The sequence below is a fragment of the uncultured Adlercreutzia sp. genome (assembly GCF_958431955.1).
GTDB lineage: Bacteria > Actinomycetota > Coriobacteriia > Coriobacteriales > Eggerthellaceae > Adlercreutzia.
The window spans coordinates 1-11,863 of sequence record NZ_CAUASN010000022.1; the positions used below are offsets into that span (position 1 = coordinate 1).

The window sequence follows — 11,863 nt, forward strand, 5'->3', positions numbered from 1 at the left end:
GGCCGGGACCGGGGCGGTTGCGGGGATCGGAGCGGACGTCGGGGCGGGCACAGGAGCGCTCGCCGGGGCCGGCGCCGGAGCGGGAGCCGAGACGGGGGCCGGGATCGGGACCGGGACGGGCGCCGATGCCGGGACGGCGCGGGCGGGCACAGCCTGGGCGGCCGGCGCGGCAGGAGCGGGCGTGGTCTGAACGGGCGCTGATGCCGGGGCGGGCGAAGCACTCGGCGCGGCGTGGCGGCCCACCTTCGGCGCGGCGGAGGCGGAGGCGCTCTGCGCCGCCACGCTGTCAACGGCGGTGGGGGGAACGGCCTGCAGCAGCGACGCCGCGCTGGCACCGGCCGCCACGGCCATGGCGTCGATCGCCGTAGCCGGCGCAGCGGCGCGGGCGGCCTGGGCGCCGGCCGTCGCAGCCGCACCCGCGGCCGCAGCAGCGACAGTGCCCGCCGCCGTCGACGCCCGCAATGCGGACACGGAGGAGGCCGGTGCAGGTGCCGGGGCGGCATCGGCCTGGGGGGCGCGGGCGGCCGCCTGGGCCGTCACCCGGGCCACCACGTCGGCGGGCACCCCGGCGGCGATGGCACGGGCCGCCGCGTCGGCCAAATCGGCGGAGGACACACCGCCCGCGGCCGCCGATGCGGCAGGGGGCTCGGCGCTCGCGGCGCACGGCGCCGAAACGGGCTCGGGCTCGGCAGCTACAGGCTCGGCGGCCTCGGCCTTCCCCGGCGCTGCGGCTGCCGCGACCCCGGCTGCCCCCACGGCCGCAACGGCCGCCGCGGGCGCCGTCTTCACCGCAGGCTTAGCTGCGGGCTCGGGCTCGGGCTCGACCGCCGCCGCGGGCGCCACCTCGGGCGCGGGCGCGGGCGCCACCTCGGGCGCGGGCGCCGGCTCCACCGCCTCCACGGCCACGAACTCGGATTCCTCCTCGGTCTCCACCGCAGCCGGGCTCGGCGTAGACGCCGTCACCGGCCCCAGGGGGAACACCATGCGCCGGCGCTCGGCCTTCTCCGCCTCGTGGCGCGCGGCCAGCTCCGCGGCGGCCAGGCGCATGCGCTGGGCCTCGGCGATGAGGTACTTCTGGGAGTCGAACAGCTCCACTTCCCCCTTGCCGTTGGTCTTCGCGAAGAATCCGAGCGGCGTGTAGGAGCCGTCGGCCATGAGCTCGCGCAGCTTCGCCGTATCCGACCAGCTGATGTCCAGATACCCCAGCACCTGCTCGCGCAGCACCGGGTTCAGAATGGGCCAGGCGATCTCGATGCGCTTGTCCATGTTGCGCGTCATGAGGTCGGCGCTCGACAGGTAGATCTGGCAGCTCTCGCGCGGGCCGAAGCCGTAGATGCGGCTGTGCTCGAGCAGCTGGCCCACGATGGACACCTCGTGCACGTGGTCGGTGTAGCCGGGAACGCCAGGCAGGATGCACGAGATGCCGCGCACGAACAGGTGCGTTTCCACCCCGGCCTGGGAGGCCTCCACCAGCTTGTCGATGACTTCCTTATCGGTAATGGAGTTGGTCTTGAAGAACAGCCCGCAGGGCTTGCCGGCCTTCGCCAGGGCAATCTGCTCGTCGATGTTGCGCAGGATGTTCTGCTTGATCATGAGCGGGGCCACCCATAGCACGCCGTAGTCGTCGGAGGTGTTCTCCAGGGCCATGTTGCGGAAGAAGTCGGCGGCGTCGGCCCCGATGCGCGGATCGGTGGTGATAAAGGAGAAGTCGGTGTAGAGCTTCGCCGTCTTCTCGTTGTAGTTGCCCGTGCCCAGCTGCGTGATGTGCTGCAGCCCGTCGTCGGTCTGGCGCGTGATGGTGCAGATCTTCGAGTGCACCTTGAAGTTGCGGAAGCCGTAGATGACATGGCAGCCGGCCTGCTCGAAGCGCTGGGACCACTCGATGTTGTTCGACTCGTCGAAGCGGGCGCGCAACTCGAACAGCGCCGTGACCTCCTTGCCGTTCTCAGCCGCGGCGATGAGCGCCTCGGCGAGGTGCGACTGACTGGCCAGGCGGTACAGCGTGATCTTGATGGAGATGACCGCCGGGTCGTTGGCCGCCTCGTGGAGCAGCCGCACGAAGGCGTCCATGGACTGGTAGGGGTAGGACAGGAGCACCTCGCGGTCGCTCACCTGCTCGATGATGGAGCGGTTGCGGTCGAGGCACGCGGGCCACTGGGGCGTGAACGGCGCCTGGGTGAGCGCGGCGCGCTTCTCGGGGGTAAGACGCGCGGCCAGCCCCCACGTGTAGCCCATGTTCAGAGGGACGCTCGTCACGAAGATCTGGTCCTCGGACAGCTCCAGCTTGTCCAGCAGCAGGTTCTTCACCGTGCGCGACAGGGGCCGCTCGCTCTCCAGGCGCACCGGGGCCAGGCGGCTGCGCTTCTTCAGGATGCGCTTCATGTGCTCGCGGTAGTCCTCGCCCTGCTCCTCGGCGCCCTCGGTGGCATCGAGGTCGGCGTTGCGCGTGACGCACACGATGTTGGTGTGCTTCACCGTGTACATGGAGAAGATCTCGGGCACGAACATCTCGATGGCGTGCTCCACCAGCATGAAGGAGAGCCCCTCCCCCGGCAGCTGGATCACGCGGTCAGTCTGGCGCGGCAGGGGGATGATGCCGAGCGTGACGCCCTCGGCGCCGAGGTTCTTCGACTGCTTGCCCTCCCCCTTCTCGGCGCGCTCGGCCTTCTCGGCCTTGGCGCGGGCCTTCTCCTCCTTGGTCTTCTTCTGCTTGGGGGCCGCCTGGTCGTCGAGGCGCACGATGATGTACAAACCGCCGTTCTCCAGGTGCGGGAAGGGGTGGCGCGCGTTCACGATCTGCGGGGAGAGGAAGGGCAGCACGTTGTCCTGCATGTAGTCGTCCAAGGCCACGAGCTGCTCGTCGGTGAGACGGTCCTTGCGCAGCTGGTGGATGCCCTCGTTGGCGAGCAGGTCGCGCAGGTTCTCGTAGGTCTCCTCGTAGTAGGGGTACAGCTCGTGGCAGCGCTCGTAGATGGCCTCGAGCTGCTCGGCCGGGGTCATGCCCGACTTCAGGTCGATGATGGACTTCTTCACGAGGGCGAGGTCGGTGAGCGAGCCCACGCGCACCATGAAGAACTCCTGCAAGTTGCTCCAGAAGATGGAGATGAAGTTCAAACGCTCGAGCAGCGGCACCGTGGGATCGGCACCCTGGTCGAGCACGCGCTTGTTGAAGTCGAGCCACGACAGCTCGCGGTTCTGCATATAGGGGGGCTTCGCCAGTCCGATGGCCTGGTGAGAATCCTTGGATGCCTGCTGGTTCATGCGCTTGCGCCTCCCCGTCGTTGACCGAAAAAACAAAGCCGCACGCCAAAAACGTGCGATTTTAGCATTTTACCACTGGTTACACGTCAACAGGGAAAATCCCGAGGAATAGCGGAGGGGCGGGGAAGATCCCGAAAAGTACCGCGCGAGCGCGGGAATCCCCCCTCCAAGGGAAAACCCGCCGCGCCGGGAGGAAAAAGGGCGCGGCGGGCAGACGGGGCGCGGAAGAGGGAACGGAGCCTACGCCGCGTAGTCCTCGGCCAGGGTGGCGCTCACCAGCATGCCGGAGCCGGCGGCGGGCACGATGTCCTCGGTACCGGCCGTGCATCCGCAGGCATAGAGGTTGGGGATGGGGGCGCCGGCTTCGTCCAGCACCTCCATGCGGTCGCTCACGGCCAGGCCGCCGCAGCTCTTGTAGCGCACAGGGTAGTTGCGCAGGAAGTAGTAGGGCGGCTGGAGCTTCTGCAGGAACAACGTCTTGCCGAAGTCGGGATCCTCCTGGTTGTCGCAGATGGCGTCCCAGTTTGCCAGGGCGTCCTGCACGGTCTGAAGGGCGAGACCCGTCTTCTCGGCCAGCTCTTCCACGGAGTTCGCCGTCTGGATGGCATCTCCGGCATGGGCGATGACCTCTTGATCGACACCGTTCTGGGCCGTGCCGTCCCAAATGCTGTACCACTCGTTATAGCCGGCGGCCAGGCAGCCGGTGGCGGCGTCGTGCACGGCCGTCTCGCAGTAGAAGCGCTTGCCGTTGGGCAGAAGGCCGATGAGGGGATAGAACGTGCCCAGCATGTGGCCCGCCTCGTAGCGCGGGTTCAGATTGCTCGAGGCGGTCATGCCCGACAGCGTGCCGCCCGCGGCCACACCCGCCGCGATGCCGTCGCCCTTGCGCCCCGATACGATGTTGCCCAGGAAGGCCCACTCGGGGGCGTACTTCACCATCCACTCCTGATTGGACACATAGCCGCCCGTGGCCAGCACCACCGCCTGGGCCTTAATATCGAGCAGCGAGCCGTCTTTCTGGACGAAGCGAGCGCCCGCAACAGTGCCGGTCTCGTCGACGATCAGCGTCTTCAGCGTGGTCTCGAACAGATACTGCGCGCCGGCCTCGGTCACCTTCTCGTTGATGAGCTCGAACTCGCTCTTCATGGTGCACAGACCGTCCTTCGGGAAGAACGCCTGATGGTACGGGCTCTCGCGCAGCTCCTGGAACTCATAGCCCCAATCGTAATGCATGCGGTCGATGAAGCGGCCGCCCCAATCCTGCAGCAGCACCGTTCGCTCCAGCCCCTCGGGGTTGTCCTCGTAGTAAGGGGCGAACTTCTCGCGGATCTCATCGGGGCTGCTGTACTTATCGGGGCGCTCCTCCTGGGTCAGCTTGGCTGTGGAGCACATCTGGCAGGCGGCGGAATAGATGGCGTCGCCGCCGTAGGTGGCGTTCTGGTCGACGATCAGAACGTTCTTGCCCGCCGCCGCCGGCTCAATGGCTGCGAACATACCGGAAATGCCAGCCCCCACGATGAGGATATCCACTTCCTGGCCGAAATTCACGTTCGCGTCTCCAATGGCGGTCGCCGCAGCAGCTACCTCGCCGCCCGTATCGGACAGCTTATCGTTGCTGCCTGCGCAACCGACCATACCGCCGGCAATAGCGGCCAGGGCACCGGCGGTACCCAACGCGCAGAACTGACGTCGATTCATGCTCATAGTTCACTCCTTCTCATTGTGCTTCGACAACGCGGTTTCCCGCGGCAGGCGTCACCCCCGACCGCGCCGGCCGTCGCCTCCCTTGCATGCCCCTCAGGGCCGTGACGATAAAACTTATCGGCGCTACTTCGCCTGGGCCAGCGCCTTCTCCACCGCTTCGCGCACACCGCCCGAGGTCATCGTGGCGCCGGTGACGCCGTCGATCTCCGCCGACTGCGCCTCTTCGATCTGCTGCTTGAACGTGCCGTCCTCGATGGCCTCCTTGCCGCCCACTCCGGGCGTCTCGCCAGCTTCGGTGATCTCGTCCACGGCAATGACGCCGTCGGCCACCGTCAGCGTTACCGCAATGGGGCCGCCCATACCCTGGCCCTCGCCGGTATAAGTTCCGTCCTGGTAATCAACCTTGGGAGCCTCTTGGGTCGGCTTGGCGTCCACATCCTGGGCCGCCTCCGGATTCGCCTCCGGCTGCTGAGTGTCGATGGAAGCCGTCGGGGCGCACCCCGCCAGCAACGGGCTTGCCGAAATTGCGAGGCAGCAGGCTGCGGCTGCCACTGGTCTTCTCATGCCAGATTCCTCTCTCGTCGGGGCGGACGCGCTGCCCGCCGGGGCTGGCCGTATTGAAGCGCCGGCGTCGATCTAACGTCAATCGGCGGGGTGAGGTATTGCGGAAAATAGTAGGGTAGCCATGAGGTAAGGTTGAGGTATTCTCATAAATAGTGGCTTTGAACAGGCATTTTTCCACTAGTTGCCAAAGTTGCGCAACGAGGTCCTCTGGTAAACTATTCCTACCGCGCCTTTCATTGGTCGAGGACGCAAGCCCCACTACCATTCGTACCTCGCGGGCGCTTTGGGGCTCATCTGCATCTCAGGGAGGAAATCATGAACAACGCAGCCACTGCACGGCCGGGCGCCGGCACGGGCCCTCTGTCGCCTTCCGCCTTCACCGTGCTTGCCTGCGGCCTCGGCTTCTACCTCGGCTGGCAAACGGTGGGCATCTCCCCCACGCTCTTCCCCCAGCCGCAGGCCGCCAGCGGCGCCTTCATCACTGCGGGCAGCCATCTGGAAACCGTTCTCTTCCTCGTATTGCTGGTAGCCCTCGCCCTGTTCAGCCAGCGACGCGGGTCACTCATGGATCAGCCAGCCCTCATGTGGGGCGCGCCGCTGCTCATCGCCGCGGCAACCGGTGCGAAGTACCTTTGCGGATGGGTCTTCGACATCCCCGCCGGCCTTCTCGCAGCCTATGGCTTGAAGGCGTCGAAAGCCGTACTCTTTCTGCTGTGGGCGGAATGCCTGTGCCGCGTGCGCTTTCGCGACACTCTCCTCTGCGTGGCCTTGGGCTACGCGGTCACCTTTGCCCTCTGCCTGCTTGTTACCGCCCTTGCACCCCTTCCGGCACTTATCGTCCACGCCACCATGCCCCTCCTCTCGGGCGCCCTGCTATGGGTATTGAGCAGCGACGCCTCCTTCATGGCGCTGCCGTCAAGCGAGCCCGCCAGCACACGCACCCTGCAACGTCTGCCCTGGCGCCTCTTTCTCGGGGTTGGCATCCTCGGCGCCGTCATTCTTGTCGTGAACTCGCTCTCTGAAACGAAGTCGCCCTCAGCCGAGCTGTTCACGCTCATTGCGGGTCTTGCGGTCTCGCTCGTCACGGCGGCCATCGCGGTTCGCCGCATGGAGAGGCTCGATTTCACAGTCCTCTATCGCTGGCTCACCCCTCTGTTCGTAGGAAGCGTGATATTGGTTCTGGTGTTGGAAAGCGGCAACCAGCAATATGAGGCCTTTGCGATCGGCATCAGCTGGTCGTTCTTCCGCATCTTCACGTGGACCCTGTGGTGCAGCATCGCCCTGCGCTCGCACCTGACGGCTGCCTGCGTATTCGCCGCGGGGCAGGGTGCCCTCACCGCGTGCAGCACAGGTGCCCAACTGGTGATCGACTACGCGCTGCCCGCGGCTCACCTCGCCTTCCCCGTTACCGTGTCGTCGGTCATCGTAATCATTGTGGCGAACTCCGCCTTCGTCATGAGCGAGAGCGACGTCAGCCGTTGGTTCAAACGCCGCAGCGAGCCGAAGGCGGCGGCGCCCGAGTCCGAAGAGTCGCTCGCCCAACGCCTGCGGGATGCGGCCAAGGAGTTCGGCCTGTCGAAGCGCGAGGAGGAGATCGCGCAACTAGTGGCCGAGGGGAAGAACAACGCCGTCATACAAGAGCGCCTCTGCATCACCGAGAGCACGCTGCGCACCCATCTGCGCAACATCTACGGCAAAGCCGCCGTGCACAGCCGCCAAGAGCTCGTCGATGTGCTGCGCACCTACGGAGACGATCTGTAAGCCGGCCCGCGATTGCCCCTCACGCCTCGTTGCCGCCGACGAGCTTGAGGCCGATGACACAGCCGACGAGCCCGGCGATGGGCAGGATGCGGGCGAGACTGGCGGGCTCCGTTCCCGTAGCCATGCCGTAGACGACCGTGAGGGCCGCGCCGACGCCCACCCACACCGCGTAGGCCGTGCCCGTGGGCAGCGTCTTCACGGCGAAGGAGAGCCCCAGCATGACTGGTTACGCGTCAACAGGAAAAATCCCGAGGAATAGCGGAGGGGCGGGGAAGCGAATCGCCCGCGCGCCGCGATGCACAGCGCTATTTCCCCATCGCCTCGCATACGGCATCGATCCGACCGCAGATGCCCTGATGGAGATAGTCGAGGCGCCAACGAGCGAGATCGCCCTCTGCGAGCAGCGCGCAGGCTTCCTCCGGAAAACCCTTCAGACAGTCTGCGTCGAACCAGTCAGCGTCCGCAGCGTACATGAGCTGGCGCGCCGGCCGGCCGTCGAACGGCCGCGACACGAACGCGTAGTCGCCTCGCGCCACAGAGCTCTCGTCCTTGTCGTACCACAGACTATTGCCTGTATCGAACAGAGGAGCGAAACGCCAGGTGAGATCATGAATATTGCGGATAAGGCCGAAGTTGCGCAGGTGGCGATCGGTATTCGCCATAATGCCGTCGCAAATGATCATCTGCGAAAGAGAACGCGCCACTTGAGCTTGCGGGATACCGAGATTGCCGCAGGCGCGCGCCACCGTATCGTAGGGCATTTCCCCTTGCCGTCGCCGCTCCGCGTCGATCACTGAGCTCATGGGCACGTACTCCTCATCGGGGCTCACGAAACAGGGGCACGAGCTTACCACCCCCAGGCTCTTCGTCTGCACGACCTCGTAGGGCACATAGTCCCCGGGCGACAGCAACCGCCTATGCAAGGCGGTCGCCACGGCCTCGTTATACACCTGCTGATCGGTCCACGGAATGTGCCCTTTCAGCAAGACGCGACCGCTACCCTGGCACAGCCATCGCTTAGGCAACACGCCTTCCGACGTGTTATCCGGCGAGGAGAGGCCCACCTCTGCGAGCCACTCATCCCAATCGTCTGCCGGCCCCCCGAAATCATGATGAAAATAGTTGATGTCTTCCCATCGGAGCTCCTCGCCTGCAGGGCAGATCCAGTATTGATCGGAAAGGGAGAGCCCGAGATTGCGAAACGGCACTTGAGAAGGGTCTTCCAGTCCGAGCTTCCGGAGCTTCTCGTCCATGCCCGCCCGAGAGCCAGGAATGCTTCGATGCTCCCACCACGCCTTGAGCGCCGCAGGCTTCCCCTTTCCGCCGCGCGATACCACTCCGAGCGGCGCCCGCAACGGATCGATGACCTCACCAGGCTTGAACGAATCGGTCTGCTCGTGGTAGGCAAATTCCATGACCGGGTAAGGGCCGCTCATCAGAACGTACTCCATTCGAGGCCATGGACGTCCTCTTTTGGGCGATACAGCCCTCGCCGCTTTCATCGAGGCGCTGCTTACCACCCAAGCACCGTTCTCCTTTGTAGCAGAGAGGGAACCGCTCCGCATGCGCTTGTGCACCGCCTGCACGGATATACCCAGCTCATTTGCAGCTTCCCGAACGCTCATTCCATCCACGGAACCACCTCCCTCTCATATATTTTGAATTATAAAGGTTTAAAAGGAGAGGTGTAAAGGTTTAATCCTTGGCACCGGAAAGAAGATGAAAGTGGCCGCCTCTCACGCCTCGCTGCCGCTGACGAGCTTGAGGCCGATGATGCAGCCGACGAGCCCGGCGATGAGCAGGATGCGGGCGAGGCTCGCGGGCTCCGTTCCCGTGATCATGCCGTAGACGACCGTGAGGGCCGCGCCGATGCCCACCCACACTGCATAGGCCGTGCCCGTGGGCAGCGTCTTCACGGCGAAGGAGAGCCCCAGCATGGAGAGCGCGAGCGCCACGACGAACACCACCGTGGAACCGGCGTGGGTGAAGCCCTCGGACTTGCCGAGGGCGATGGCCCACACCGATTCCATGACGCCCGAGGCTATGAGCACAAGCCAGCTCATTACTCGTCGATCACCATCGTGGGGTTGTCGCGGGTGATGATCTGCTTGGCGAAGATGTCGGCGCCCAGGTAGCGCTGCACCATGTCGGCCAGCTCATCGACGGCCGCCTCGAGCTCGTCGGCGCGGGCCGGGTCCACCGACTCAATGATGAGGAAGGCCTTGCCCGACTCGTCGGTCAGGGCCGTGCGCTCGCCGTCGCGCCAGTTCCAGCAGCGGCAGATGGCGCCGGCGTCGTCGCGGTAGCACAGCTCGCCTTCCAGCGTGGGGGCGTCCTCGTCCTCGCCGAGGGGGCGGAACGCATCACCGCCCTCGGTGATGCCCAGGCGGATGTCGCCGACCATGGCGTCGATATCCTCGCCGCCCACGGGCAGCGCGTGCGCGAGCGACACGGCGTTGTAGATGTCCACCGAAGGCGTGATGGAACCGACGGGGTTGCCCTTCAGCACGCGCTTGAGCAGGTTCTCGATGGAGCAGCGGGCGCCCTTCTTCGTCTTGAACTGCTGGTAGGCGTCACGCCACACGGCCACCACCTCGTTTTGGGAGAAGGTGTTGCTCTCCAGGTGCTGGTCGGCCTTCGCGTTGGCCTCGGCGAGCGCACGCGCGATGGCGGCGGCGTCCTCGGAGGCCACCTCATCGGTCGGCTTCATGCCATGGGCCACCACGATGCCGATGCGGGCCTCGGGGAACAGCTCCCAGAACGAGTCTTCCGTGACGAACTGCTTCATGCTTCCGATCCTTTCTCCTCGTGCTGCCGGGACGATGGGGCGGCGCGCGGCGCGGCTTCCGAGTCGGCTTCCGCGCCGGCCGCCGCAGCCGCATCGCCCCCCCGGCAAACAAAAAGCGCCCACGGGGCGAGCATCTTCAAAGGCCTAACGATGCTCGCTCAGTGAGCGCTTCTCGCCTACCCGGCGGCAGGCTATGTACTTTCAAGCTGCGGCCATAATAGCACACCACCGCCCCAAAGCGAGCAGCCCAGCGGCAATCGGCCGTCAGGCGCTGCCCGGGCTGACGGAGCGCGACTATCATCATTGACTATCGTTATGACGATAGTCACAGTCTGTGCTTCGGGCTGGAACCAGCAATAGCGCAAGCCTATAAAGTAGCAGCGAGCTCTTGCAAGAGGGCCGCGTCGGCTTTGAAGAAGACCTGGGAGAACTGGGCGAGCGTGCCGTAGAGCGCCAGGGCGCAGGCGACTACGCCGCCGGCATCCTCTTGAACCTTGGAGGCCGCTTCGGCAAAACTCTCGGCAAAGTCTTCGGCAAAGACGCCGAGGTGGTCGCGCAGGAAGGACTGCGAGGAGCGGAGGGCTCTCCGGCACTCATCCTCATCCTGCGCGGCAAAGGCCCCTGCAGCCTGGGCGGCCAGCTTCGCCATGAAGTCGCATTCGGTGGCGATGTGATCATCAGGCTCTGAGCCCTTGTTCTTCGCAACGAACCCCGCTACGCCGTAGGCCTCGCGTACGGCAAGCGTGGAAGCCTGGAACACCAGGCGGTCGGAGCTCACATACACCGACTCCCAAGGCGCCACGCGCGTGCCGATACCAAGGAAGCACCAGTTGAAGGCTCGTTCCACGTCATCGAGGCCTCTCGCCCCGATCTCCGCCACCAGCCTCACGCGAAGATCGTCGAGAGAAGCGATACCGTCGTCGACGCCATCGTCCATCATGCGGCACAGCATCTCCAGATCGGAAGACCTCATCAGCGACAACGCCGCCTCGTCAAGCGGCGCATCCCAGCAGCGCGCCAGAAGCGCATACAGGGCCTGGCGTGCACCGAGCAGCGCCGACACCGTATCGCGATCGATCGTTTCCCCCATATTGAGACCTCCTCACAGAGCAACCTTTCCGAAAAAGGCGCTGGGCCGAGGGAAATCAGCCCAGCGCCAGAGCGCAGCCCGACAAAGGGAGGGAGGTGCGCCGGACTGCCGAAAAGAACTAGATGATCACCGAAACCCAATTCTCTTCCAGGGCAGCCGGCTTGGCATCGATAGCCACCGACGGCGTGGTAGTCGGCTCGGGCAGCACGGCGATCTTGTCCACCGCATCGGGGTGGGCTGCCCGCAACTCGTCGATGTCGCCGAATTCGATGGCGCGCATCGGGCACGAGGCGACGCAGGCATTCTGCTCACCCTTACTCCGAATGCCCAGGCATCCATCGCACTTGCCGGTGATCCTCAACTCCGGACGATACTGCGGCACCTCATAGGGGCACGCCTTCACGCACGCCTCGCACCCGATGCACACGTCGTCATCATGCTGGACGGTGCCGTCTTCCTCGTCGATGTGCATGGCGCCCGTCGGGCAGTTGGCTACGCAGGCCGGGCTCTCGCAGTGGTTGCAGGTGTGCGAGAAGGGGTAGGCCACCGCCGTGGGATAGTCCCCCACCTCGAACAGATCGACCTTGCGGTATATCACGCCGATCTCCAGGTCGTTCTTGTCCTTGCACGCCACCTGGCAGGTGCGGCAGCCGATGCATTTGGCCTGGTTGAAATAGAATCCCTTGCGAGTCATA

General features: G+C 65.4%; 10 protein-coding genes. 1 reads left to right on the forward strand and 9 read right to left on the reverse strand.

The window, feature by feature from the left end:
- From ppk1 to Q5064_RS07705, 3 genes are all read right to left on the reverse strand, one after another.
- Nucleotides 1–3,261 (reverse strand): polyphosphate kinase 1 (ppk1, locus tag Q5064_RS07695; RefSeq protein ID WP_302963590.1); only part of this gene is annotated, 3,261 nt, incomplete at its 3' end.
- Nucleotides 3,262–3,501: 240 nt separating this feature from the next.
- Nucleotides 3,502–4,965, reverse strand: a complete 1,464-nt coding sequence (locus Q5064_RS07700) for an FAD-dependent oxidoreductase (protein ID WP_302963592.1) — start codon at nt 4,963–4,965, stop codon at nt 3,502–3,504.
- Nucleotides 4,966–5,088: 123 nt separating this feature from the next.
- Nucleotides 5,089–5,529 (reverse strand): FMN-binding protein, encoded by a 441-nt coding sequence (locus tag Q5064_RS07705; RefSeq protein ID WP_302963594.1) that lies wholly within the window; start codon nt 5,527–5,529, stop codon nt 5,089–5,091.
- A gap of 315 nt (nt 5,530–5,844) precedes the next feature.
- Between Q5064_RS07705 and Q5064_RS07710 the strand changes: the two genes are divergently transcribed.
- A complete protein-coding gene (locus Q5064_RS07710; protein WP_302963595.1) occupies nt 5,845–7,290 on the forward strand; it encodes a response regulator transcription factor in 1,446 nt (481 codons plus the stop codon).
- A gap of 19 nt (nt 7,291–7,309) precedes the next feature.
- On the opposite strand, the gene Q5064_RS07715 is transcribed toward Q5064_RS07710, so the two are convergent.
- From Q5064_RS07715 to Q5064_RS07740, 6 genes are all read right to left on the reverse strand, one after another.
- Nucleotides 7,310–7,510: a multidrug efflux SMR transporter gene (locus tag Q5064_RS07715; RefSeq protein ID WP_302963597.1), complete on the reverse strand. Its 201-nt coding sequence runs from the start codon at nt 7,508–7,510 to the stop codon at nt 7,310–7,312.
- Between the two features lie 85 nt (nt 7,511–7,595).
- Nucleotides 7,596–8,741 carry a HipA domain-containing protein gene (locus Q5064_RS07720; protein ID WP_302963599.1) on the reverse strand — a complete coding sequence of 382 codons (1,146 nt, stop codon included), beginning with the start codon at nt 8,739–8,741 and terminating at the stop codon, nt 7,596–7,598.
- Between the two features lie 285 nt (nt 8,742–9,026).
- A complete protein-coding gene (locus Q5064_RS07725; RefSeq protein WP_302963600.1) occupies nt 9,027–9,353 on the reverse strand; it encodes a multidrug efflux SMR transporter in 327 nt (108 codons plus the stop codon).
- Entirely contained in the window at nt 9,353–10,078 is a 726-nt protein-coding gene (locus Q5064_RS07730) for a B3/4 domain-containing protein (protein WP_302963601.1), read from the reverse strand. The genes Q5064_RS07725 and Q5064_RS07730 overlap by 1 nt, the downstream gene beginning before the upstream one ends.
- A gap of 367 nt (nt 10,079–10,445) precedes the next feature.
- The gene (locus Q5064_RS07735) at nt 10,446–11,168 is read right to left on the reverse strand and encodes a molecular chaperone (RefSeq protein ID WP_302963603.1); all 723 of its coding nucleotides are present in this window, start codon (nt 11,166–11,168) and stop codon (nt 10,446–10,448) included.
- Between the two features lie 118 nt (nt 11,169–11,286).
- A complete protein-coding gene (locus Q5064_RS07740; protein WP_302963605.1) occupies nt 11,287–11,862 on the reverse strand; it encodes a 4Fe-4S dicluster domain-containing protein in 576 nt (191 codons plus the stop codon).
- Nucleotide 11,863 lies beyond the last annotated feature (1 nt).

Coding starts and splice junctions, on each gene's coding strand:
- Q5064_RS07705 (WP_302963594.1), bottom strand. CDS start 5,529: ATGAGAAGACCAGTGGCAGCCGCAGCCTGCTGCCTCGCAATTTCGGCA.
- Q5064_RS07720 (WP_302963599.1), bottom strand. CDS start 8,741: ATGGAGTACGTTCTGATGAGCGGCCCTTACCCGGTCATGGAATTTGCC.
- Q5064_RS07710 (WP_302963595.1), top strand. CDS start 5,845: ATGAACAACGCAGCCACTGCACGGCCGGGCGCCGGCACGGGCCCTCTG.
- Q5064_RS07700 (WP_302963592.1), bottom strand. CDS start 4,965: ATGAGCATGAATCGACGTCAGTTCTGCGCGTTGGGTACCGCCGGTGCC.
- Q5064_RS07740 (WP_302963605.1), bottom strand. CDS start 11,862: ATGACTCGCAAGGGATTCTATTTCAACCAGGCCAAATGCATCGGCTGC.
- Q5064_RS07730 (WP_302963601.1), bottom strand. CDS start 10,078: ATGAAGCAGTTCGTCACGGAAGACTCGTTCTGGGAGCTGTTCCCCGAG.
- Q5064_RS07725 (WP_302963600.1), bottom strand. CDS start 9,353: ATGAGCTGGCTTGTGCTCATAGCCTCGGGCGTCATGGAATCGGTGTGG.
- Q5064_RS07715 (WP_302963597.1), bottom strand. CDS start 7,510: ATGCTGGGGCTCTCCTTCGCCGTGAAGACGCTGCCCACGGGCACGGCC.
- Q5064_RS07735 (WP_302963603.1), bottom strand. CDS start 11,168: ATGGGGGAAACGATCGATCGCGATACGGTGTCGGCGCTGCTCGGTGCA.